17 protein-coding genes and 3 tRNA genes are annotated in these 23,404 nt (G+C 34.4%); 8 read left to right on the top strand and 12 right to left on the bottom strand.

Annotated elements, in window-relative coordinates:
- Positions 1–70: 70 nt before the first annotated feature.
- Positions 71–583 (bottom strand): FUSC family protein, encoded by a 513-nt coding sequence (locus tag ACMHJ2_RS15470; RefSeq protein WP_413513775.1) that lies wholly within the window; start codon positions 581–583, stop codon positions 71–73.
- 199 nt (positions 584–782) lie between these two features.
- Between ACMHJ2_RS15470 and ACMHJ2_RS15465 the strand changes: the two genes are divergently transcribed.
- Positions 783–1,316 (top strand): RNA methyltransferase, encoded by a 534-nt coding sequence (locus ACMHJ2_RS15465; RefSeq protein WP_413513774.1) that lies wholly within the window; start codon positions 783–785, stop codon positions 1,314–1,316.
- 47 nt (positions 1,317–1,363) lie between these two features.
- Here the strand turns inward: ACMHJ2_RS15465 and folK are convergent, their stop codons facing one another.
- A complete protein-coding gene (folK, locus tag ACMHJ2_RS15460) occupies positions 1,364–2,500 on the bottom strand; it encodes a 2-amino-4-hydroxy-6-hydroxymethyldihydropteridine diphosphokinase (protein ID WP_413513773.1) in 1,137 nt (378 codons plus the stop codon).
- 126 nt (positions 2,501–2,626) lie between these two features.
- Here folK and sppA point away from each other — a divergent pair, with 126 nt between their 5' ends.
- On the top strand, positions 2,627–4,390 hold the full coding sequence (gene sppA, locus ACMHJ2_RS15455) for a signal peptide peptidase SppA (RefSeq protein WP_413513772.1): 1,764 nt from the start codon (positions 2,627–2,629) through the stop codon (positions 4,388–4,390).
- Positions 4,391–4,479: 89 nt separating this feature from the next.
- Positions 4,480–7,137 carry an AsmA-like C-terminal region-containing protein gene (locus ACMHJ2_RS15450; protein WP_413513771.1) on the top strand — a complete coding sequence of 886 codons (2,658 nt, stop codon included), beginning with the start codon at positions 4,480–4,482 and terminating at the stop codon, positions 7,135–7,137.
- Positions 7,138–7,186: 49 nt separating this feature from the next.
- Here the strand turns inward: ACMHJ2_RS15450 and ACMHJ2_RS15445 are convergent, their stop codons facing one another.
- A complete protein-coding gene (locus ACMHJ2_RS15445; protein WP_413513770.1) occupies positions 7,187–7,984 on the bottom strand; it encodes a DUF2797 domain-containing protein in 798 nt (265 codons plus the stop codon).
- A gap of 108 nt (positions 7,985–8,092) precedes the next feature.
- On the opposite strand from ACMHJ2_RS15445, the gene ACMHJ2_RS15440 reads away from it, so the two are divergent.
- Positions 8,093–9,622 carry a GH3 auxin-responsive promoter family protein gene (locus ACMHJ2_RS15440; RefSeq protein WP_413513769.1) on the top strand — a complete coding sequence of 510 codons (1,530 nt, stop codon included), beginning with the start codon at positions 8,093–8,095 and terminating at the stop codon, positions 9,620–9,622.
- Positions 9,623–9,674: 52 nt separating this feature from the next.
- On the opposite strand, the gene ACMHJ2_RS15435 is transcribed toward ACMHJ2_RS15440, so the two are convergent.
- The 3 genes from ACMHJ2_RS15435 to ACMHJ2_RS15425 all read right to left on the bottom strand — a co-directional run bounded on the left by ACMHJ2_RS15435 (position 9,675) and on the right by ACMHJ2_RS15425 (position 14,150).
- Positions 9,675–9,896: a hypothetical protein gene (locus ACMHJ2_RS15435; protein WP_413513768.1), complete on the bottom strand. Its 222-nt coding sequence runs from the start codon at positions 9,894–9,896 to the stop codon at positions 9,675–9,677.
- 128 nt (positions 9,897–10,024) lie between these two features.
- Positions 10,025–12,181, bottom strand: a complete 2,157-nt coding sequence (locus ACMHJ2_RS15430) for a S46 family peptidase (protein WP_413513767.1) — start codon at positions 12,179–12,181, stop codon at positions 10,025–10,027.
- Positions 12,182–12,905: 724 nt separating this feature from the next.
- Positions 12,906–14,150 carry a 3-deoxy-D-manno-octulosonic acid transferase gene (locus tag ACMHJ2_RS15425; RefSeq protein WP_413513766.1) on the bottom strand — a complete coding sequence of 415 codons (1,245 nt, stop codon included), beginning with the start codon at positions 14,148–14,150 and terminating at the stop codon, positions 12,906–12,908.
- 163 nt (positions 14,151–14,313) lie between these two features.
- On the opposite strand from ACMHJ2_RS15425, the gene ACMHJ2_RS15420 reads away from it, so the two are divergent.
- Positions 14,314–15,444, top strand: a complete 1,131-nt coding sequence (locus ACMHJ2_RS15420) for a DegT/DnrJ/EryC1/StrS family aminotransferase (protein ID WP_413513765.1) — start codon at positions 14,314–14,316, stop codon at positions 15,442–15,444.
- A gap of 60 nt (positions 15,445–15,504) precedes the next feature.
- On the opposite strand, the gene ACMHJ2_RS15415 is transcribed toward ACMHJ2_RS15420, so the two are convergent.
- The 6 genes from ACMHJ2_RS15415 to ACMHJ2_RS15390 form a co-directional block, all read right to left on the bottom strand.
- On the bottom strand, positions 15,505–16,686 hold the full coding sequence (locus tag ACMHJ2_RS15415; RefSeq protein ID WP_413513764.1) for a multidrug effflux MFS transporter: 1,182 nt from the start codon (positions 16,684–16,686) through the stop codon (positions 15,505–15,507).
- Between the two features lie 67 nt (positions 16,687–16,753).
- Positions 16,754–17,626 (bottom strand): ACP S-malonyltransferase, encoded by an 873-nt coding sequence (gene fabD, locus ACMHJ2_RS15410; protein ID WP_413513763.1) that lies wholly within the window; start codon positions 17,624–17,626, stop codon positions 16,754–16,756.
- Between the two features lie 110 nt (positions 17,627–17,736).
- Positions 17,737–19,830 carry a SurA N-terminal domain-containing protein gene (locus ACMHJ2_RS15405; RefSeq protein ID WP_413513762.1) on the bottom strand — a complete coding sequence of 698 codons (2,094 nt, stop codon included), beginning with the start codon at positions 19,828–19,830 and terminating at the stop codon, positions 17,737–17,739.
- A 484-nt stretch (positions 19,831–20,314) separates the two neighbouring features.
- Positions 20,315–20,872 (bottom strand): LPS export ABC transporter periplasmic protein LptC, encoded by a 558-nt coding sequence (gene lptC / locus ACMHJ2_RS15400; protein ID WP_413513761.1) that lies wholly within the window; start codon positions 20,870–20,872, stop codon positions 20,315–20,317.
- Between the two features lie 12 nt (positions 20,873–20,884).
- Positions 20,885–22,150 carry a hypothetical protein gene (locus ACMHJ2_RS15395; protein ID WP_413513760.1) on the bottom strand — a complete coding sequence of 422 codons (1,266 nt, stop codon included), beginning with the start codon at positions 22,148–22,150 and terminating at the stop codon, positions 20,885–20,887.
- The gene (locus ACMHJ2_RS15390) at positions 22,128–22,877 is read right to left on the bottom strand and encodes a type III pantothenate kinase (RefSeq protein ID WP_413513759.1); all 750 of its coding nucleotides are present in this window, start codon (positions 22,875–22,877) and stop codon (positions 22,128–22,130) included. The genes ACMHJ2_RS15395 and ACMHJ2_RS15390 overlap by 23 nt, the downstream gene beginning before the upstream one ends.
- A gap of 126 nt (positions 22,878–23,003) precedes the next feature.
- On the opposite strand from ACMHJ2_RS15390, the gene ACMHJ2_RS15385 reads away from it, so the two are divergent.
- The 3 genes from ACMHJ2_RS15385 (at position 23,004) to ACMHJ2_RS15375 (ending at position 23,278) form a co-directional block, all read left to right on the top strand.
- Positions 23,004–23,076 (top strand) — tRNA-Phe (locus ACMHJ2_RS15385).
- A gap of 31 nt (positions 23,077–23,107) precedes the next feature.
- Positions 23,108–23,180 (top strand) — tRNA-Phe (locus ACMHJ2_RS15380).
- A 25-nt stretch (positions 23,181–23,205) separates the two neighbouring features.
- Positions 23,206–23,278: transfer RNA gene (locus tag ACMHJ2_RS15375), tRNA-Phe, on the top strand.
- Positions 23,279–23,404: the final 126 nt, after the last annotated feature.

The following is a 23,404-nucleotide window of genomic DNA, read 5'->3' as shown; positions in this document are numbered from 1 at the left end:
TTTAAGTATTAAGACGAAAAATACAAATATACAGTAAGATTGCTGAGATAGCTAAAAGCAAAAAGAGTTTTTACAATAAAGGAATATTGTAATAGCGCTTTAAACGACGAATAGGGATAGAGGTTAGGATTACAATAATTAAACCAATCAAACAACCTAGAGTTACGGATAAAAAGCGCAATAAAGGTGTCAGCTCGGCTACTTCTGTTACAGGCTGAACTAGAATAATCACTAGAGCAACTAAAGCAACACGAGCCATATTTAGAATTTTAAAAAAATAACAAATCAAGATTGTTAAAACGATTCCGAAGAGAATCACATACAAGTTAGGAGAGTGAATTTCTAAACAGATTAACCCGACAATCGAACCGATTAAATTGGATTTAAATCGCTCAATAGAGAGCCTTTTCGAATTTTGACCTTCGGGAGAAATAACAAGGATAATAGAAATAATCATCCAAAGCGTTTGATAGTCTTTAAAGTGAATCAACAGGTAATAACCAATAGAAAAAGCCAGCAAACAACGGATTGTGTATATCGTTACAGCAGAAGTAATTACTTTTTTTATTAATTCGTGAATCATAGTCAAATTTTCAGCTTACAAAAGTATTTAACTCAAAAAGATTTAACAATTATTCCATCTGAAAGATAAGTTAAAAAAATAGTTCTAATCCAAGGACGAGTGGAATTCGAGGGTTGGTTTTTGCTTTGAATTTTCGTGCCTTAAATATTAGCCTAGTATTGGTAGAATCAATACTTTTGCAGAAATATAGTCATTCATTATGCGAAAATTAGCGAATAGCGAATTAGATAGAAAGAGTATTGACGAGTTTAAATCCTCAGATAAAACACCTATTATTGTTGTATTAGATGATGTAAGAAGTTTACATAATATAGGAGCTGTTTTTAGAACCTGTGATGCTTTTTTGGTAGAGAAAGTTTTTTTATGTGGAATTACAGCAACGCCGCCAAATAAAGAAATACACAAAACAGCTTTAGGAGCAACAGAAACCGTCGTATGGGAATATGTAAACAATGTTCTTGAAGTTGTACAGCGATTAAAAGAAGAAGGCATTCGTGTTCAAGCCATCGAACAAGTGGAGAATAGCATCATGCTGAACGAATTTCAAGTAGAAGAAAAGGTGAAATATGCCTTAGTATTCGGAAATGAAGTAAAAGGCGTTTCTCAAGGCGTCGTAGATGCAAGTGATGGTGTGATTGAAATTCCACAACTAGGAACCAAGCATTCCTTAAATATTTCGGTCAGTGCAGGTATTGTGATTTGGGATTTATTCCAACAGATGCATTCAAAATAAAAGAGAGAATAAAAAGCGCCAAGCATTTAAATGTTTGGCGCTTTTTATTAAGAGGTAAGCTTTGCCTCAATCAAATCTAAAATTTGGATATAATCCCTTTGATTGGCAACAAAGTCTAAATCAGAAATATCGATGAGTAGAACTTTATTCGATGGCAGCGTTTTCATAAAATTGATGTATCCCTGCGTAACCTTATCTAAATACTGCCCTGAGATATCGCTTTCATACGAACGACCTCTTTTTTGAATATTTTCCAATAGACGATCTGTATTTTGATATAAAAAAACATACAGATTCGGTTTAGGCGTTTCTTTATACATAATATCGAAAACCTGTTGATATAAGCGGAATTCGTCTTCTTCTAAGGTGATCTGTGCAAAAATTAAAGATTTAAAGATGTAGTAATCCGCAATAATAAACGCTTTAAACAAATCAAATTGCGCCAGATCATCTGCTAATTGAGAATACCGATCAGCTAGAAAAGACATCTCTAAAGGAAAAGCATACCGATTGGCGTCCTCATAAAATTTGGGTAAAAAAGGATTGTCTGCAAAACCTTCAAAAATACTTTTAGCATTAAAATCCTCCGCAATACGGTGAGTCAATGTTGTTTTTCCAGCGCCAATATTGCCTTCAATAGCCACAAAATTCAACTTTTTTAAAGGATGTTGTTCTAGTTTTGAAGCTAGGGTATCCACTTGTTTGAATACCGTATCATCTTTACATTCAGCTAGGAGTTGTGTACAACTTTTCTTGAAAATAGGATGAACCCAAGTTAACGCTAAATCACACATCGGTTGTAATACAAAACGGCGTTCTTGCATCAAAGGATGTGGAATGGTCAAAGTAGGCGTTTGAATTACCTCTTCATTAAAAGTAATAAGGTCAATATCAATACTCCGAGCTGCATACCCTTCTTGTTGATTGCGAATACGTCCTAACTTTTTTTCTATCTCTAACGTTTGAGTAAGAACGTCTTGCGCTTCTAAAAGCGTATGAATGACCAACGTACAATTAAAAAAAGGTTCACTTTCAAAACCCCATGCAGGAAATTCGTAGATAGGCGAAACTGTAATCACAGTGCCTACTTCGTTATGTATGAGACTGATAGCTTTAGTAAGATTTGTTTTTTTGTCTCCTTGATTCGTCCCAAGGGATAAAACGAGAATGTTCTGCGTATTCATAGCACAAAAGTAAGTAAAAGAAATTTTAATTAATACTAACTTTGCCGTAGATATTATATGAAAATAAAACGCGTATTTTGTAACAATCGAAATACAAAGCGTACTAATAGAATAAAAGATAAGAATATGAAGTTTTTAAGAAATTTATTGGCAACAATAGTGGGATTGTTTATTTTTTTCGGTTTACTTTTCTTTGGTTTTGTCGTTATTGCAGCTGCAATGGGAGGAAGCTCAGATAAAGTAATCGTGAAGGACAATTCGGTACTAACCTTAGATTTATCAACCGTACAATATGACTACGGAGGAAAGTTTAGTTACAAAGATTTTAATTTCAGTGATGAAAATAAAGATGGAGTTTCGAATGTTTTAATGGCCATTGAACAAGCCAAAGAAGATAATCGCATTAAGGGAATTTCCATTCTAAATAATGTGTCTTCTTTAGGATTTGTACAACGCCGAGAAATTAGAGAACAATTGAATGACTTTAAACAAAGTGGAAAGTTTGTAGTAGCTTATGCAGATGCGTTGAGTCAAGGTGAATACTATTTAAGTTCTGTAGCTGATACGGTATATGTAAACCCAGTTGGAGGTGTTGATTTTCGTGGTTTATCAACAGAAATCTTATATTTAAAAGGACTTCAAGAACAAACGGGTGTTCACATGGAAGTTATTCGTCATGGTAAATATAAAAGTGCAGTCGAGCCTTATTTAGAAAAACAAATGAGTGCGGCTAACAGAGAACAAATTACCGTGTTTTTAAATTCAATCTGGAATACCTTGGTTGATGATATTTCAAAAAGTAGAAAAGTATCTGTAGATAGTTTAAATGCCATTGCAACTAATCTAGCAGCAAGAACACCAGATCGAGCGTTGCAAGTGAAATTGATTGACAAAGTAGCGTATGAAGATGAATATCATGCGGGTATTAAAAAAGCCTTAAACGTTGACCAAGATAAAGACTACAACACAGTTGATATTTTGGACTATGTAAAAGCAGGTTCTTCAATAAGTAAAACAGCAACAACCGATCAAATTGCCGTTATTTATGCACAAGGGCAAATTTTAAATGGAGAAGGGAATGTGAGTTTTATTGGAGAAGGATCAATTAATAGAGCCTTGAGAAAAGCGCGTAAAAATGACAAAGTAAAAGCCATTGTATTACGTGTAAATAGTCCAGGTGGTAGTGCATTAACTTCGGAGTTGATTTGGAGAGAAATTGAATTGACTAAAAAAGTAAAACCAGTTATTGTATCTATGGGTGATTTGGCTGCTTCAGGGGGCTATTATATCGCCTGTGGAGCAGATCATATTTTTGCAGATCCAGCAACCATTACAGGTTCTATCGGTGTATTTGGGATGTTGCCAAATTTCAGTACACTCGCTACCAAATATGGAGTGAATGCTGAACAAGTGAAAACACATCAAAATGCAGCTTCTTATAGCCCATTCAGAAAAGTAGATGAATCGTTCAAATCGGAAGTGACTGAAAGCATCGAGTTTATTTATGATACTTTCGTAAATCGCGTAGCGGCAGGCCGTGGAATGACTTTTGAAAAAGTCGATGAAATTGCACAAGGACGTGTTTGGACTGGTGTAGATGCTTTAGAAAAAGGATTAGTAGATGAATTAGGAGGCTTGGGAGATGCAATTGCGTATGCTGCAAAAAAAGTGGAAATTGACGATTACAAAGTAGTGAGCTACCCTGAATATGAATTAAAATTCAATGATTTATTGCGCAATTTCTTAGGAGCCTCAATCATGCAAACCCAAGATGAATTGCTGAAAGAAAAAATTGGACAAGAGAATTTTGAAATGATGGAACGATTAAATTACTTCCAATCTTTAAAAGGAGCACAAGCGATTATGCCTTTTGAGATTAAAATTCAATAGGTTAAGATTTACTTAATTAACAAAAGAGTCAACTCAAATAAGATGAGTTGACTCTTTTTTTTGTTATTTTGTATGAAAATAAAATGAATATGAAGAAAAAAATTTGGTTATGGATTGGTGGTATAGTAGTGGGATTATTCCTGTTACTCCTTACGGCTCCTTTTTTATTTAAAGGGAAAATTCAAGATTTAGTACTTAAAACGATTAATGATAACCTTACTGCAACTGTTTCATTTGATAAGGTCAATCTGAGCTTGTTGAAGAATTTTCCAAAAGCCACCGTTACGATTGATGGACTGGCAATTGTGAATAATGAACCTTTTCAGGGGGATACCTTAGTATATGCAAAGACCATCGGGCTGAAAATGTCAGTAATGGAATTGTTTAATGGCGCGGATAAACCCATGAATATTGAAGAAATTCAGGTGAAAGAGGCAGCGATTCATGTATTGATCAATGAACAAGGGATTGCCAACTACGATATTGCGTTAAAAGACGAGGACGAAAAAGAAGAAGACGAAAAAGAAGACAAACCCTTTTCTCTAGCTTTAAAGCATTATCAAATTGAGAATACTAAAATTACCTACACGGATTTGAGTTCTAAAATGCAATTTATAATTGATGAATTTAACCATGAAGGACAAGGAAACCTAACAGCAAATATTTTGGATTTAGACACTAAATCTACAGCGAAGGTTTCTTTTGTGATGGATGGCACTTCTTTTTTAAACCAAGTTCAACTGTCTTTAGATGCTTTAATTGGGATGGATATGGATCAACAGATTTATACATTTAAAGAAAATAAAGCCTTGATCAATCAATTGCCCTTGCAGTTTGATGGAAAAGTACAGTTGTTAGAAGAAGGACAAGCTTTTGATATGTCGTTTGCAACACCAGATTCGGACTTTAAAAATTTCTTAGGACTAATTCCAGAAACCTATGCTGGTGGATTAAAAGGGGTAACAACAACCGGAGATTTTAAAGTTAAGGGGCTTGTAAAAGGAAATTTAACGGAAACGACAATTCCTACTTTAGCAATTGAAATGGCAGCCAATAAAGCTTCATTTAAATACCCTGACTTGCCTAAAGCGGTAGAGCAAATTGTATTAGATATGCAAGTGGTAAACCAAACAGGATTGATGAAAGATACCTATGTTAATTTAAATAAACTATCTTTTAAAATTGATCAAGATGTATTTAATGCAAGTGCGACTCTTAAAAATCTAACGGAAAACCTATTGGTGGATGCTAAACTCAATGGGATAATTAATTTAGCCAATGTTACAAAAGCGTATCCTATCAAATTAGATACGCCTTTAACGGGTATTTTAAAGGCGAACGTAACTACGAGTTTTGACATGAACTCCGTGGAGAAAAGTCAATATCAGAATATTAAAAATGCAGGAGATATTAGCTTAACTAATTTCCATTTTGCTACAGATGCAATGGCTAAACCTTTGGATATTAAAGAAGCGTCGATTACATTTAATCCTAACTATGTTAGTTTAAATCGATTTTCCTTAGCTACAGGAAAAACGGATTTAGCAGCAGATGGTCGTTTAGATAATTTGTATGGATTTCTTTTTAACAAGCAAACGTTGAAAGGAAACTTCAATGTTCGTTCAACTAATTTTATTTTAGCAGATTTGTTGAAAGAAGATACAACAGCAGCAACAGAAAAAACCAAAACAGAAGAAAAAACAGATACTACTAAACTCAAAACTACGGCGGATGCATTAAAGATACCTGCATTCTTAGACTGTACAATTAATGCAGATGCAAAAACAGTAGTCTATGATAATTTAACGCTGAAAAATGTCAAAGGACGATTGATTGTCAAAGATGAAACGGCGCGTTTGGAAAATATGACCACGGATATTTTTGGCGGTAAATTAGCATTTGCTGGAGAGGTATCAACCAAAGAAAGCCAACCTAAATTCAAGATGGATTTAGGATTGAAAACCTTGGACATCAAAGAGACCTTTACTCAATTCGAGTTTTTAAATAAAATTGCACCTATTGCGGGAATTATTGCAGGAAATATTAATGCAAATGTGCAATTAGATGGCCAATTAGACGGTAGTGATTTCTCACCCATAATGAATACACTTTCAGGGGATATTACAGGAGATCTACTAAACTCTCAAGTGAATGTAGCCAATTCAAAATTGCTGTCTTCCTTAGATTCTGCAGTAAAATTCATTGACTTAAGTAAATTAGATTTGAATAATAAACGCATTCATTTAAAATTTAAAGATGGTAAAGTACAAGTATCCCCTTTTGATTTAAAAGTACGCGATATGAATGTTCAGATTTCGGGTGAACATGGCTTTGATCAACAAATGAATTACAATTTAGATTTCAAAGTTCCTGCGAAAATGTTAGGTTCAGATGTGGCTAATCTTTTAGCCAAATTGAGTCCACAAGAAAGCGCTAAATACGAGGCTATTCCAATAAAGGTGGGCTTAACCGGTAATTTTAGTGCACCTAAAGTCGGAACTAATATGAATGAGGTAGTGACTAATTTGACCAAGCAAATTGCGGAAGATCAAGCAAACAAATACTTGGATAAAGGTAAAGATGCGTTAAAGGATTTATTGACAGGTGGAAATAAAGGAAAAGAAAATACAGAGCAAACCCCAGAAGCAGAAGCGAAGAAAAAAGAAACGGATGAGGTTGTAAACAAAATAGGAGAAGGATTAAAAGACCTTTTTGGCAAAAAGAAGAAAGAGCAAGCAAAAGAGTAAATAAATAGAATAAAAACGGGAAGCCCTTGAAGCTTCCCGTTTTTTTATATTAATCAAGGGTTATTTGAACCACATAACCTTCATAGGTTCTAATATTGAAAACAGTACCATCTTCAAATAGTAAATACTGCCCTTTTACACCTTTTAAAACGCCCTCGTAGGAAGGTGTTTTATCCAAGTTTAAACTTTTTATTTTTGTGGGAAATGCTAAGACAGGATAAGTCAATTGGTATAACTCATGGACTGTGGTAGAAAAATAAGGTTTTACCTCTTCAGGTAATTGGGGTAATAATGTATTTCGAATTGCGGTTAGATCTGGAGTAATAATGTCATTTTGGAGCATTTTGCGCCAGTTAGTTTTGTCTGTAAAGTGATCTTTCAATGCAACCTCAGTAAGGCCTGCTAAATAGCGATTCGGTACTTCTACAATCGGAATTGCACGTGAGGCACCTTGGTCAATCCAACGCGTGGGAATTTGGGTCTTTCGAGTAACTCCAACTTTTACATCACTCGAAGATGCTAAATAAACAACATGGGGTTGTAATTGAACCTTGCTTTCGTAGGCTAAATCTCTATCTGCAATACCTAAATGGGCGGTACTTAATTCGGGACGCATGATCCAGTCACCAACTGCTGGACTCGCATAAAAACAGTCATAACAAAAGCCTTGACGAAAAATCTTTTTGTGCATTCCACAATTCAAGCATTCGTAATCCACAAATGAAATCTTGAATTGACGATTGAGCATTTGATTTAGATTGATGAAGTTATTTTGGAATACCAAGTAGTATTCTATTGGGCTACTCCACTCCGTTTGCATTTTGTTTAAAACTCCTTCGTATTGCATAAATAAAATTGTTATTTTTGGGTAAGGAGTAAAAGTACAAAAACAATTTTTATTGTTTAACTACTCTTTTTTCATGAAAAAGAGGTTTGCTTTATTAATACTGTATATATGGCGCTGACAATTATTAATTCTATTGCTTCATGGATTCTTAAAAAGAGAATTCATCAAATAGATTTATTTAGAAAATACCCCAATGAGGTACAAAATGATGTTTTTTTAAGCTTAATAAAAGCCAATGAGAAGACTTTACTAGGAAAGCAATACGATTATGCTGGTATAAAGAATTACGAAACGTTTGCTGAACGGGTGCCAATCTATACCTATGAAGAATTTGAGCCTTTTATAGAAAGAGCAAGGAAAGGAGAAAATAATATCTTTTGGTCCGATCCGATTCGTTGGTTTGCTAAATCAAGTGGAACAACCAATGCAAAAAGTAAGTTTATTCCAGTTAGTAATGAGGCATTAGAGAATTGCCATTACAAAGCTGCAAAAGATTTGCTGTGTCTTTATTTGAACAACAATGAAAATTCACAACTTTTTACAGGTAAAGGGCTGCGCTTAGGAGGTAGTAAACAATTGTATGAAGATAATAATACCATCTTTGGAGATTTATCGGCTATTTTGATTGATAATATGCCTTTTTGGGCGGAGTTTAGTAGCACGCCATCCAATAAAACCTCGTTGATGGCGGAGTGGGAAACCAAAATGAACGCCATTATCAATGAGGTGCGAGATGAAAATGTAACGAGTTTTATGGGAGTTCCTTCTTGGATGTTGGTGCTTTTTAATAAGATTATGCAAGAAACAGGAAAAGGCAGTTTATTGGACCTATGGCCTAATGCAGAGGTATATTTTCATGGCGGTGTAAGCTTTGAACCGTATAAAGAACAATATCAAAAGCTATTGCCTAGTAGTGGGTTTAAATACTATGAAATCTATAATGCCTCTGAGGGGTTCTTCGCAATCCAAGATCAAAATGGATGTAATGAATTATTGTTGATGCTGGATTATGGTATTTTTTATGAGTTTATTCCAATGGAAACCTTCGGAACAAGTACACAAAAGATTGTTCCCTTAAGTGGTGTAGAGTTAGGTAAAAATTATGCGATGTTAATTACAACGAATGCTGGATTAACGCGCTATTTAATTGGAGATACAGTTCGTTTTACCAGTTTACTCCCTTATCGAATTAAGATTACTGGAAGAACAAAACATTACATCAATGTGTTTGGAGAGGAATTGATGGTCGAGAATACCGATCGTGCTTTAGCGAAAGCCTGTTCCTTATTTCAAGTAGAAATTGCAGAATATACGGTGGCACCTATTTTTATGGTAGATAAAGAAAAAGGAGCCCATGAATGGCTGATTGAATTTACTAAGGCACCGATTGATTTAGAGAAATTTGGCGAAGTTTTGGATCGATGTATTCAAGAGGTAAATTCCGATTACGAAGCCAAACGCTATAATAATATGACTTTAAATCCTCTGGTCTTACATCAAGCACATCAAGGATTATTTTACAATTGGCTCAAGGAAAGTGATAAGTTAGGAGGACAACATAAAGTTCCTCGTTTATCAAATGATAGAAAAATAATAGAGCGATTAATTGAATTGAATCAGGAAATGAAAAGGATATAAAAAAGAAAAGCTCTCACTAAGTGAGAGCCTTTTTTTTATTTGCTGGAGCTAATTATTTAGCTGGAGCTTCTGCTGGAGCTTCTGTAGCTGGAGCCTCTTCAGTTACTGGAGCCTCTTCAGTTACAACTTCTTCAGTTACAACTTCCTCTACTGGAGCTGCTACTTCTTCTGTTGTTACTTCTTCTGTTGTTGGTTCTTTTGCAGTATCTTTACAAGAAACAAAAGATACACCCATCATAGCTACTAAAGCAATGCTTAATGCGATTTTTTTCATTTTACTAAAGTTATAAAAGTTAATTATTAATTCGATACAAATATAATAAATATTTCATTCAATAATTTGTTTTTGTAAATTATTTTTATATAAAAAAAATAATTTACAAAACATTGATAGTCAGGTATTTATTTTTTATCTTTTTTCGGATTTACCAATTTCATCTCATTTATGAGGTGTTTTGCATCTGCAAACTTATCAATAATGAATAAAATATAGCGGGCATCTACCATAATATTTCTACAAATAGCAGGGTCATAATAAATGTCACTCATTGTCCCTTCCCAAACGCGGTCAAAGTTTAATCCGATTAGATTCCCATAAGCATCTATAGCCGGACTTCCTGAGTTTCCACCTGTTGTATGATTCGTTGCAATAAAGTTTACCGGTAGTTTGCCGTTGTCTGCGTACGCCCCGTAATCTTTAGCATTGTATAAGTCAATTAATTTGGCAGGAACGTCAAATTCGTAATCGCCAGGTACATATTTTTCTATGATTCCTTCTAAATGAGTCACTGGTTCATAGTAAATCGCATCTTTAGGTGCATAGCCATCTACTTTACCATAGGTTATACGCAAGGTACTATTTGCATCAGGGAAAATTCGAGCATCTGGATAAAGTTCCAATTGTGCTTTCATATACGTACGCTGTAAAACGTTAATTTCTGTATCTAACTCCTCGTATTTAGGAAGAATTTTAGTTTGATAATTTTCAATTAAGCTTTTCGCAAATACATACCCTTTATCTGCTAATAAGGCCGCTTTAACTTGGCTGGCATCGCCTTGGAGTAATTCTTGCAGCCCTTCATAAGAAGTTAATTTACTTGTTGAGTAAATTTCTTTCGTTAAGGTAGCAATATCCGCTTGTTGTAATTCTGGCGCTAAATAAGCTTTAGGCGCTTTCTCTTTATATAAAGTTACAATGGCTTTGAATACATCTTGATCTACGTCTTTGTTGTAGTTTTTGTAAAAGCGCTCTTGTGATTTTAATAAATTATTTTTTCTACTTTTAAATTGTGCCTCATTCGTTAAGGAGCTTTCTACTGCGGATAGTTTCCAAGCCGTAGCTAATAGCTCTCCATTTCGAAGTGCAACCTCTATAAAGTAATCTCTACTTAATGAATAAGGAGCGATATCGCGATATAACTTTTCGAATTTAGGAAGAATAGCGGTGTATTCTTTTGCGTTTTTGCTTTTCTTAGCTCTTGTTATAAAGTCTTGTTCAAATGCTTTTTTAGCAGCTACAGCATTACTTTTTTTCAAACCTTGACTTTCGCCAATCCACTTTTTCCAGTAATTTGCTGTTCCAGCATATTTAGAGGCATATTGAATTTTAATGGTTTGGTCATTACGCATATATTCATCCGTAATTTTTAAAGCAACATCACGTACGCCAATTTTTGCAGGATTCAAATCATTGATGATTTGTTCAATGGCATAAGAAGGTAAATATTCTTGAGTTTGACCTGGATAACCAAAAACCATCGTAAAATCATCTGGCGCTACGCCATCCAATGAAATAGGGAAGAAGTGTTTGGGTGTATAAGGAACATTGTCTTTTGCATAAGCTGCAGGACGGTTGTTTTTGTCTGCATAAATACGGAATAAAGAAAAATCTCCAGTATGACGAGGCCATACCCAATTGTCCGTATCAGAACCAAATTTACCAATAGATGATGGCGGTGCTCCAACTAATCGTACATCTTTAAATGTTTCAGTTACGAATAAAATGTACTGATTGCCTTCATAAAAGGATTTGATTTTGTTTTCTTCCCAATCCTTTTTAGGAAAAGTAGCCACGGTACGAGAAATATTTGCATTGATTTTCTCTTGTTTTTGACTTTCTGTGTCTTTGGCTTTTACACCCTGCATAACGGCACTTGTGACATCTTCAATGCGCACGATAAACGTAACTTCTAAGTTGTCATTTGGCAATTCTTCTGCTTGGGATTTAGCCCAAAAACCATTCGCTAAGTAATCGTGTTCTACGGATGAATGAGCTTGAATTTGACCATAACCACAGTGGTGATTGGTTAGTAGCAAGCCTTGAGCAGAAATTACTTCTGAGGTACACCCACCATTAAAATGAGGCACAGCATCTTTCATGCTAGAACTATTTACATCGTAAATATCTTGAATTGACATCTTCATTCCTAAAGTTGTCATTTCCTTTTCATTCATCCCCTCTAATAAAGATGGGATCCACATACCCCCTTGTTGCGCATAAATGGGAACAGCAAGTAGTGCAACGAGCAGTTTAAATGTGTTTTTAAGGTTTAATTTCATAAAAGTGTTCGTTTTTTTTAATTCTGGCAAGATACAACTATTCAGGTAATAGCAGTTATTGTTTGCGTATCCATCGGTTATTTTAAGTCTATTTTGAGAAAAAGAAATCACTTGTGAAAGAGCAAATCATAAATTAATAGTTTTTTAGGATAAGAACGAAAGAAAAAAGGAGGTAACCCCCATGATTTATCCTTTTTTCATAAGCATTGCGGACAGGAAATTCACATTGAATCGCTAAATGAGAATTTAAAAGAGGGATAGGGGAAGCAACTCATATAAAATTTGAGAAAGGAAGTGTGACGATCCCGGTCGTGTTAAAAAAAAATAGAATTGGTAAGCGTTTCTAGGTTAAAGGATAAAAGTTAGGAAATACTTAGGGGATTGGGTGTTTAAAAATTAAAATACCCCTCTCGATGAAGTTTAATTTTACAAATATTTATAAAAGGGTTGTGGCAATCAATAATTTGCCTTATATTGCTCATTCGGTATTGATCAAAATTTTATATACCTCTAACTTTCTATAAGTTATCTATAGTGTAATTATTAATTCATATAATAAAGGTAAGTAAACAAATGCGTTTACTTACCTTTTTTTCTTTTATATAGGATGACTTTACTTCTTTTACGTATAGTTATCAACAGAGATAGGATAACTTGAATTCTGTATTGTTAATAACTTTTAATCGTACTGAAGTTTAGTTACTTTACTGTAATTAGCTTATTATTACTTAAATACATGGTCTATTATCTTTTTTGTAGCTAATTTATTTGCTAAAATGAAGGAGGAACTAAGTTGATTTAATTCACAACGATAGGCTTCATTTGTTAATAACTTTGATAAAATGTTAATAAAGTCGGCTTCATTGTTAATAACTATACAACTGCCTCGATCAATTAGATCTTTCGCTTCTTGAAATTTCTTGTAATTGGGACCAATAAGAATGGGAACACCAAAAGTTGCCGCTTCTAAAATATTGTGAATACCCGTACCAAAACCTCCTCCAACATAGGCTATAGTCGCATAGCTATACGCTTTTGTCAATAAACTATAGGCATCAATAATGTAAACTTGAACCTTTGAGAGATCCGTAATTCCTTCTTCATACTGAGAATGCAGCTGTTTAGGTTTTTGAATGGCATGATACAATTGTTTGATTTGATCGGGTTTGATATTGTGCGGCGCAAGAACAAACTTTATGGTCTCATCTTTAGTTTGATTAATGTAATCAACAATTATTTTCTCATCCTGAGGCCAAGAACTTCCTACAACTATCGTTTGTTTTGTCTTGTGATGGGTAAGTTCTTCGAGGAAAGGCAGTGTATTGTCATTTTCTAAGATTTGACTTACTCGATCAAAACGTGTATCCCCAACAACTGCGCAGTTATTGAATTGGATAGAGGCAAGTAGTTGTTTAGAAGGGGCATTTTGAACAAAAAAATAGGTAAACGCCTTTAATGCATTTCTATAAAATCCGCCATACCATTTAAAAAACACCTGATTAGGTCTAAATATACCTGAAACTAGATAGGTTTCTATTTTTTGTTTTTTCAATTGATTGAGGTAGTTAGGCCAATACTCATACTTTACAAAAAATACTTTCTCAGGATGAGCAAGTTTTAAAAAGGCTTTAGCCTTTCTTTTTGTATCCATAGGTAAATATAGCGTGGCATCTGCCAGCGTACTGTCTTTTTTAACCTCATAACCCGAAGGAGAAAAAAAAGTCAATACAATTTTATGCGAAGGGAATTTCTGTTTTAAAGCTTCCATAAGAGGTAGGCCTTGCTCATATTCACCTAAAGAGGCAACGTGTACCCAAAATACACGATCCGTTGGTTGTATTTTTTGTCGTAAAATAGAAAAAGAATGTTTTCTGCCTTGAACAAATAACTTGATTTTTTTATTAAACACTGCAATCAGATGCAATACAGCAATGGCAATACAAATAAGCAAATTGTAAAGAAATAGCATATCGAATAGTTTATCTAGCGAAATTACGTTTCTTTTAGTAAAGAAAAGATTTTTGAAGTAAAGAAATTAGTATTTTTGTGGCTGTAAAACATATCGATAGTCAAGCTATTTTGTTCTTAAAACTTGAAAGAACAAAGTGCTTAGAGATACTAAACCTAAGGCGATGAAAAAAATTCAAATGGTTGACTTAAAAGGTCAATATGAAGGAATTAAAGAAGAAGTAAATCAATCTTTTCAAGAAATTTTAGAATCTTCAGCATTTATCAACGGACCTCAAGTACATACTTTTCAAGCTAATTTAGAGAAGTATTTGGGAGTAAAACACGTGATTCCTTGTGCTAATGGAACAGATGCGTTGCAAATTGCTATGATGGGACTAGGGTTACAACCAGGTGATGAAGTAATTACAGCAGATTTTACTTTTGCAGCAACTGTAGAGGTAATTGCCTTATTGCAATTAACGCCTGTTTTAGTAGATGTTTGCCCGAATAGTTTTAATATTTCTGTTGAAGCTATTAAGAAAGCAATTACGCCTAGAACAAAAGCAATTGTACCCGTACATTTATTTGGTCAAGTTTCTAATATGGAAGAGATCATGAAGATTGCAGTAGAGCATAATCTATATGTAATTGAAGATAATGCACAAGGAATTGGCGCTAGTTATACCTTTTCTGATGGAACAAAAGTAAAAACAGGTGCTATAGCTGATGTGAGTGCTACTTCATTTTTCCCCTCTAAAAACCTAGGTTGCTATGGAGATGGTGGAGCAATCTTTACCAATGATGATGCCTTAGCACATCGTATTAGAGGAATCGTGAACCATGGGATGTATGAACGTTACCATCATGATGTAGTAGGAGTGAACTCTCGTTTAGATAGTTTACAAGCGGCAGTATTAAATGCAAAATTACCTCGTTTAGATCAATATAACAAAGTGAGAAGAGAAGCTGCAGAGCAATACTCTACCGCTTTGGCAAATCACCCAAATGTGATTACACCAAAAGTTGAAGGAGATGCAGATAGCCATGTTTTTCATCAATATACGTTGCGTATCGTCAATGCAGATAGAGATGGATTAATGGCTCATTTACAAGCAAAAGGAATTCCTTGTGCTATTTATTATCCAATTCCATTGCACAACCAAAAAGCGTATCTTGATCCTCGTTATAAAGAAGAAGACTTCCCTATTACCAATCAATTGGTGAAAGAAGTTTTATCTTTGCCGATGCACTCTGAATTAGAGGCGGATCAAATTAAATTTATTACAGATGAAATTAAAGCTTTCTTCGCTTAATTGAAATGTAAAATTTATACATAAGCATAGAGCCTTGAGATTTCTCAAGGCTCTATGTATTTATACTTTTTTGTACAAGGTATTAATCAATAAAGAAGCAAAGGCACATGCAGCTAAAGAAAGAGCAACAATACCCATAGAACCCTTATTTAAAGTATTGAGTAAGACCGAGGTTAAAAAGGTAAAAGCTAATTGAGAGGCACCAAATAAAGCAGAGGCAATTCCCGATTCAGCTTTAAAAGGCGAGAGTGCTAAAGTTGTCGCTGTTGGGAACAACATCCCTAAGGGTAAAACGAAAAAGAATAAAGGCACTAATTGATAATAAATAGACACTTCGCTACTTATCAATGCACCCAAGGCAAGAGCTGAAATAAGCTGAATACTTGTTCCTAAAGTAATTATTTTCTTCGGTTCCAGCCGTTTTCGCAAAATAGAGGAAGTTAGGAAGGACCCTAGCATTAAACCACATGAATTGAGCATAAACACAAAACTAAAGGCCGTACTACTTAATCCCCCCACATCCATGACCAAAACGGGTGAATTGGAGATGTACAGCATCAAACAGCTGAAGGCTATACTACCAATAAGTGTATTAGTCAAAAACGTTTTGTTTTTAAACAGTTGAACGTAGTTTTTAAGAATTGATTTTACTTCTAAAGTAGGTAAGCGATTTGAAAAGTCTTCTTTTAAAAAGAAAGAAGTCATGGCTATACTAAAGAGAGCAAATAGACCCATAGCCGTAAAAATATGAGGCCAATCAAAGTATTTTAAAACCACATTCCCCAGAATAGGTGCTAGAATAGGTGCAATGCCTCCAACAATAGCAAGAATGCTAAATATCTTTAATGTTTTTTCCTTGTCAAAACGCTTGTTTACAATTGATCGAGCAATAACAAGACCACCACTACTTCCGAAAGCTTGTAAAAAGCGAAACACCCACATCATGTGGATATTAGTGACTGATAAACAAGCAAAGGAAGTTAAAATAAAAATAGTTAACGAGATGAGAATTGGTTTTTTAGCTCCATATTTATCCGAAATTGGCCCCCAAAATAATTGACCGATTGCCAATCCCCCTAAAAAGGTAGATAAAGAAATCTGTACGTTGCTTACATTTGTTTCTAGATCAGCGGCTATTTTAGGGAAAGAAGGAAGGTACATGTCAATGGCTAAAGGGCCTAAAGCCGTAAGGCTTGCCAAAGTAAAGATTAGTATCCACTCTTGAAGTGATAATTTTTCCATGTTGCATGAAATAAGAAAATCCTTGATATGTGAAACATCAAGGATTTGAAAGGATTGTTATTTTATTTTAGACGTTAAAAGTCTCTGCGTCTTTATCAATTTTTTTAATTAAACCAGTTAATACTTTTCCAGGCCCTACTTCTGTAAATAAAGTTGCTCCATCAGCAATCATTTGTTGAACAGATTGAGTCCATTTTACCGGTGCCGTTAATTGTATAATTAAGTTCTTTTTAATGATTTCAGGATCACTTACAGCACTTGCAGTAACATTTTGGTATATTGGGCAAGTTGGGCGACTGAAAGTAGTTGCTTCTATTGCTGCTGCTAGTTCTGTACTTGCAGGTTCCATCATTGGAGAGTGGAATCCGCCACCAACAGGTAGTAATAAAGCTCTTTTTGCACCAACCTCTTTTAATTTCTCACAGGCTTTTTCAACCGCAACTGTTTCGCCTGAAATTACTAATTGTCCAGGACAATTGTAATTAGCGGCTACTACAACACCGTCAATTTCATTGCAAACTTGTTCAACAATAGCATCATCTAAACCAAGTACAGCCGCCATTGTAGATGGAGTAATCTCGCATGCTTTTTGCATAGCCATAGCTCTTTGTGCTACCAATTTTAAAGCATCTTCAAAAGCTAATGTACCATTGGCTACTAAAGCAGAAAATTCACCTAAGGAATGCCCTGCTACCATTTCTGGCTTGAAGTCTTCAATTGTTTTGGCTAGTAGAACGGAATGTAAGAATACAGCTGGTTGCGTAACTTTTGTTTCTTTTAATTCTTCCGCAGTTCCTTCAAACATAATGGTTGTAATATCGAAACCAAGGATGTCGTTTGCTTTTTCAAATAATTCTTTTGCAAGTGGAGAACTTTCGTATAAATCTTTACCCATTCCAGTGAATTGAGCCCCTTGACCAGGAAAAACGTATGCTTTCATAGATGTAATATTAAATATAGGATTGACGGCAAAAATAAGGTATTTTTCTTACTTAAACGAAAACCAAAAAAAAAAGCCATCTATTGTTTAGATGGCTTTTTGATATTGTTTTATTGGATCATTCCAATTCGATTGTCTTTTATTTTTGCTTGATCTTTTAAAGCTTGTAATACTTTAGTAGTAGCAGTTGATCGAACTACATTATCCGTTTTTGTTTTGTAGTTGTTATAGTTGTCTAAATTTGGTGCTAAAGCAACTCTAGTTGTTTTTACCATATAAACTCCATTTAGACCATCAATTAGTTTTGAATTTTCATTTAAAGGTGTTCCAAATGCTGTACCTACAACTAAAGGTTCATTGCCAATATTAGTAAGTGTCGGATTTTGTCTTGTAACTTCCATTGCTATAGAAACAGAAGCATTGGTTTGTTTAGAAACTTCTTCAACCGTTGATGCCGTCATTTTTTGTCTAATGATTTGAGCTTTTTTCTCGTTCATTAAAATTGGCTCAACTACTTTTTTAGCTTCTTCGATAGGCAATAGACCTGAATCATTTACAGAAGTTAGTTTAGCAACAATATAGCCATCAGGAATATCAAAACGCTTTACATTCCCGTCTTTGGTTTCTTTATTAAAGGCCCATGATACAATTTCACTTCTTGCTCCAACCGCTTGTAAGTATTCGTCAAAAGGACGAACCGTAACATCTTGTTGAACAATAACATTTAATTTTTCAGCTTCAGCAACAAAATTAGCTGAAGATGCAAGAGATTCGATAGTGGTTGCTTTGGCGAAAGTATCATCAGCTGTTGCTTCAGAAGCTTCAACTTTTCTTGCTACTGTAGCAATTTGTACACCTTCAGCTTTACCTAAAACTTGAATCACGTGGAATCCATAATCCGTTTCTACAATACCAATTTTACCCGTTGGATTGTTAAAGATGAAATCTTCAAAAGGTTTTACCATTTGACCTTTGGCAATATCTTCATATTTACCACCATTTGTTTTTGATCCTGGATCTTCTGATTCTACTTGTGCAAGTTCTGCAAAATTAGCAGCAGTAACTTTTTTCAAGATTTCTTCTGCTTTTGCTTTTGCTTCTTCTTTCGTTCTTGTAGCCGCACTTTGAGGTGCTCCTGCATAGGTAATTAAAATATGAGCTGCATTTGCTTTTGCACCTGCTTTTTTATCAACTACACGAGAAATACAGTAATGATCATTGAACAAATAAGGACCAAATACTTCTCCAGGTTGTAAGCTATACAATTGCTCTTGAAATTCTAAAGGCAAATCTTTTTTAGCATAGAAAACACTGTCAAATTTTACATCTGAATTTGCATTTACAAAAGCAACTAAGTTTTTAGTTGTTTTAAAGCCTGCAATTGTATCGTTTTTCTTGCTTTCTGCATTGTATTGAACCGTAGGTAATAAGTAAGCCTCAACGGTTTCTTTTACTGCCTCTTTATCTTGATCAGAAGGTTTACTTTCAATATAAGCATACGTCAATTCACGTGTAGGTTCTGATTTGAATCTATTTTCGTGTTTTTTCATGTAGCTCGTGATTTCAGTATCATTTACTTTTGCCTGATCATCATTGATTGTGCTGTATGGAACAGTTACATAGTCAAAAGTTACTTTGCTGTTTTCACCGTGGTATGAATACTTAGCTTCTGTTTGTGTAGTATATAAACCACCACGTACTAAAGCATTGTACATTTGTTGTAAACCGAATTTTTCCAATTCAACCTCATAGTTTAACCAAGCTTGCCATTGTTCTGGTCCAGCTTGTTTCATACCCATTACCCATGCATTGAATTTAGCCATGTCGAATTGTCCCAATTGATTTTGGAATTCAGGGCTATTGGCAAACATTGGATTGGTTTTTACTACATTGATTAATTGGTCTTTTCCAATTTGCAAACCTAGTTTTTCGAACTCTGTTTTAAGCAGTATATTATTAACTTCGTTATTCCAAACCATTTGATAAGCTTGGTTTCTACTCATTTGGTTTCCTTGTTCTGCTTGGGAAACTTTCTGTTGAAAAATCTGCGTATTGATGTCTTCACCATTTACGCTTCCAACATTTCTTGATGAACCTGCACCGCCGCTTCTAACTACGTCTCCAATAACGAATGCTAATAAAGCAATACCAATTACTGCAATTAACAGCGCCGACTTTTGTCTAATTTTTGATAAAACTGCCATGTTTTTTTATTATGTGTAATTTTTTTCAGAGAGCGAAAATACAATTATCTCTTTAATAATAAAAGTAGTAAACCTATTATTTTGACTAAAGAATCAGTTTCTTGATGATTTTTACTGTTAAAAAACAAAATTTTTTAGTTAATGCTTGATTTTGAAAAGTAAAATTGGTTATAAAAGGAAAAATGAGACCGTGTAAGGTTCTATTTTTATCGAAATAATAAAATAAAAAAAAGCCGTAGAACAAAACGTGTACTACGGCTTTTTAAACTTTTTATTGAACTTATTTTTTATTGTAATGATCAACCATTCGTTGACTATATTTTCTTCTAAAGAAGAACATAAATATTGCGATAACTGCTATAAAAAAGCTTAACCAATAATTCGATAGGGATTCACCTGCTATGATTTTAGTAATTCCATCGTAAATAAATAAAATGGAAACAAATAAATATAGAAAAGGTATAATGCGTAATGCTTTCATAAGTTAGTTCTCTTTTTTAATACTTTCTGCATAGCTATTTCTAGCTTTAATAAGGGTTAATTTTCCGTCAAAATCAACACCAACACCTTGAGTGAAGTTTTCGATATCTGTAGAAGCCTTGTATTTTCCATTGGTATAAAACCAATCGCGTTTCTGATCATAGTATAACTGATCCGATTCTAATTTTTTATTATCATGTGTGGTGATAACAACATTACCTCTTAAATCAATAAGTTCAGTAGCTGTATACTGTATTGCATAATCAGCCACTACGGTGTTTTTATTGTTGTTGTTATCAAAGAACGTTAGGTGTAAACCTTCGGGGAATTCGGTGAATTTATATTTTACCGTTGAGTAATCGAGCATTTTGTCGCTAACTAAAATGGCTTTGACTCTTCCTGAATCAACATATTGACCCTGCATCTTTTCTGCTATTCCAGCGGGATAAAAAGGAGCTTTGTCATGTATTTTTTGAATATCTCTAAAGTTACTCTCACAAGATACTATCGTTAGGAGAAGTAGTACTAAAAAGATAAAAGGTGTTTTTTTAGCTAACAACATGAGTAAATTATATTAATCAAATTTACGTTTTAAGAACCAGAAATCGTTTAAGGATAAACCTATTGAGATATTAAAGTAATTTTCTTTAATTAATCCACTGTTTTTAGTCCCTCTATTTCCGTATTCAAGACCTAGGTTGATGTTGGATAACGTACGTCCGAATAAAGGAAAACCTGCACCTACTGAAAACGCATAGTCATTGATTGCTTCATTTTTTAATACCAGTCCTGTATTTTCGTAACGGAAACCAGCACGGTAAACAACGCGATCAAAATAACTAGTAAAAGAATTGTATTTTGGAATATAGAAACCACCAACCGAATAGCGTTTGGTATCCTCAAAACCAGAATACTGAGACGCATTCCAAGAAGAAGCTAATTTACTGTTTTCAATGTACGTAAATTGCCCGGAAACAAACCATTTTAAATTTTTACCAATACCCGCTCCAATAGCAAATTCTTGTGGTTTTTTCAAGTTTGTACTTTCATTGAAAATTTCTTTCATATCTACAATACCACCTGATGCATTTAAAATTCTCAAATTAGTTACATTATCTGCAGTTAATTTGGTTTCTGGGCTATAGGTAAGGTTCGCTTGCCAATCGTACTCCTTAAATTTTCCTTGGTATTGAACGGCACCTCGAATTTCAAATCCCTTATAGTCAATTCTTCGAGTTTCGTTTGTTCTATTGGCTAGACCAAAACCATCTCCTGTATCTGCTAGGGTAAGTAGAGTTGTGTGATCTGTATTACCAAAAAAGTAACTCGCTTGAACACCTACTTGGAAATTTTTGTTGATTTCATAACCTGTACCTAAAAACACACGGTTAATTCCACCATTTCCTTCTAACTGACGAGATACTTTCTGATTTAATTCGTTGGTTTGTAGATTTTCTATCTTATAACCTACATTCGAATACGGTTGTAATCCAAAAATAACACTGTATTTTTTAGAAAGCGGTAATCCTACGGCAATGTAGTCTAAGGATTGACGTTGTACATTACTTGAGCTTTGGTCAGATTTAAAATTGTAAAACTTTGAAGTAGAACCAACAGTGAATGTAGTCGCTTTTAGTTTACTAATAGCAGCTGGGTTCTTTAAATTTAAGTGCAAACTATCTGCATAGACACTATTACCCCCCATCGCTTTGTATTCATTTGTACCATTGTAACTGAGATCTCCTATTCCGTAAAACGAATAAGGGGATGCAGTTCCTTGTTGAGCGAAAGCTTGAGCGGATAAAATAAGGCTAAAGCTAAGAATGATTCTTTTTACCATTTTCAATTATGTATTGATATATATAGTTCAGACTTTCAGAAAGAAAGTTTGAATTAGCAAATATTATATTTTTTAATCTTCTAGCCAAAAAAAGTGTATCACCTCCCGTTAAAATTATTGTTAAATCGGAATAATTTTTTTTATATTGGTCAATAATGCTGTCGATTTCGGCAATAATTCCATTGATTACACCCGATTGGATGGACTCCTGAGTATTTTGTCCAATGAGGTAATTAATTTCTTCCCTTTCAAGATAGGGAAGCTTGGCGGTATAATCATTGAGCGCTTTGTATCTCAATTGAAAACCAGGAGAAATCGCTCCGCCTAAGTATTCATCCTTGGCATTTACAAAATCATAGGTAATACACGTACCAGCGTCAATGATTAAGCGCGGAGTATTGGGATATAGAATAGTTGCTCCTACCGCTACCGCTAATCGATCTAGGCCTAACGTATGAGGCGTTTGATATTTGTTGGTGATAGGAAGGGGAGTTGCATGTGTAATTTGGATAAAATCCGTGTGGGTTTCTAACCATTTTAAGAGGGTTGGATCGATAGGAACAACACTAGCCATGATAATTTTAGGCTTTGTCTCTATTTTTTTTAAAAAAAATAAAAGCTCTTCTTGTAAATTTTTCGTTGAAAGATATTCGGTATTTAACAAGCTATTGTTTTCAAACATAGCGAGTTTGGTTCTTGTGTTCCCGATATCAAGTGTATAGATCATGGTTTGCTTCCTTTGTGCAACAAAGATAAATAAAGAAAATTTGACTTAGAAGTTTTGTAAGAATAAAAAAGTATTATATATTTGCAACCGCTTAAGAGAACAAAAGTTCACTATTAAAAGTCATTGGGTGCCTTAGCTCAGTTGGTAGAGCAAAGGACTGAAAATCCTTGTGTCCCTGGTTCGATTCCTGGAGGCACCACAAAATACTTTTAATAACTTAGTTTAAAACTGGTGCCTTAGCTCAGTTGGTAGAGCAAAGGACTGAAAATCCTTGTGTCCCTGGTTCGATTCCTGGAGGCACCACAAATTTAAACTAATACAAGCAACTGGTGCCTTAGCTCAGTTGGTAGAGCAAAGGACTGAAAATCCTTGTGTCCCTGGTTCGATTCCTGGAGGCACCACACCAGTAAAAAACCGATAACATATGTTATCGGTTTTTTTGTTTTACAATTAACGGTAAATTTAAATTGGAATTATGATTTACAACCAGCAAGAATTTGAAATTCGAACAGAATGGGGATTAAGAG

It is taken from the genome of Myroides odoratus (assembly GCF_965118575.1).
Lineage (GTDB): Bacteria > Bacteroidota > Bacteroidia > Flavobacteriales > Flavobacteriaceae > Flavobacterium > Flavobacterium odoratum_B.
The sequence above is the reverse complement of the archived record's forward strand: the minus strand, read 5'-3'. Positions and strand labels throughout refer to the sequence as shown.

Excerpts from the sequence above, each read along its gene's own strand:
- ACMHJ2_RS15430 (WP_413513767.1), bottom strand. The coding sequence starts at position 12,181 with ATGAAATTAAACCTTAAAAACACATTTAAACTGCTCGTTGCACTACTT.
- ACMHJ2_RS15445 (WP_413513770.1), bottom strand. The coding sequence starts at position 7,984 with ATGCAATACGAAGGAGTTTTAAACAAAATGCAAACGGAGTGGAGTAGC.
- ACMHJ2_RS15470 (WP_413513775.1), bottom strand. The coding sequence starts at position 583 with ATGATTCACGAATTAATAAAAAAAGTAATTACTTCTGCTGTAACGATA.
- sppA (WP_413513772.1), top strand. The coding sequence starts at position 2,627 with ATGAAGTTTTTAAGAAATTTATTGGCAACAATAGTGGGATTGTTTATT.
- ACMHJ2_RS15420 (WP_413513765.1), top strand. The coding sequence starts at position 14,314 with ATGAAAAAAATTCAAATGGTTGACTTAAAAGGTCAATATGAAGGAATT.
- lptC (WP_413513761.1), bottom strand. The coding sequence starts at position 20,872 with ATGTTGTTAGCTAAAAAAACACCTTTTATCTTTTTAGTACTACTTCTC.
- folK (WP_413513773.1), bottom strand. The coding sequence starts at position 2,500 with ATGAATACGCAGAACATTCTCGTTTTATCCCTTGGGACGAATCAAGGA.
- ACMHJ2_RS15440 (WP_413513769.1), top strand. The coding sequence starts at position 8,093 with ATGGCGCTGACAATTATTAATTCTATTGCTTCATGGATTCTTAAAAAG.
- ACMHJ2_RS15405 (WP_413513762.1), bottom strand. The coding sequence starts at position 19,830 with ATGGCAGTTTTATCAAAAATTAGACAAAAGTCGGCGCTGTTAATTGCA.
- ACMHJ2_RS15395 (WP_413513760.1), bottom strand. The coding sequence starts at position 22,150 with ATGGTAAAAAGAATCATTCTTAGCTTTAGCCTTATTTTATCCGCTCAA.
- ACMHJ2_RS15435 (WP_413513768.1), bottom strand. The coding sequence starts at position 9,896 with ATGAAAAAAATCGCATTAAGCATTGCTTTAGTAGCTATGATGGGTGTA.
- ACMHJ2_RS15415 (WP_413513764.1), bottom strand. The coding sequence starts at position 16,686 with ATGGAAAAATTATCACTTCAAGAGTGGATACTAATCTTTACTTTGGCA.
- ACMHJ2_RS15390 (WP_413513759.1), bottom strand. The coding sequence starts at position 22,877 with ATGATCTATACACTTGATATCGGGAACACAAGAACCAAACTCGCTATG.
- ACMHJ2_RS15465 (WP_413513774.1), top strand. The coding sequence starts at position 783 with ATGCGAAAATTAGCGAATAGCGAATTAGATAGAAAGAGTATTGACGAG.
- ACMHJ2_RS15425 (WP_413513766.1), bottom strand. The coding sequence starts at position 14,150 with ATGCTATTTCTTTACAATTTGCTTATTTGTATTGCCATTGCTGTATTG.
- ACMHJ2_RS15450 (WP_413513771.1), top strand. The coding sequence starts at position 4,480 with ATGAAGAAAAAAATTTGGTTATGGATTGGTGGTATAGTAGTGGGATTA.
- fabD (WP_413513763.1), bottom strand. The coding sequence starts at position 17,626 with ATGAAAGCATACGTTTTTCCTGGTCAAGGGGCTCAATTCACTGGAATG.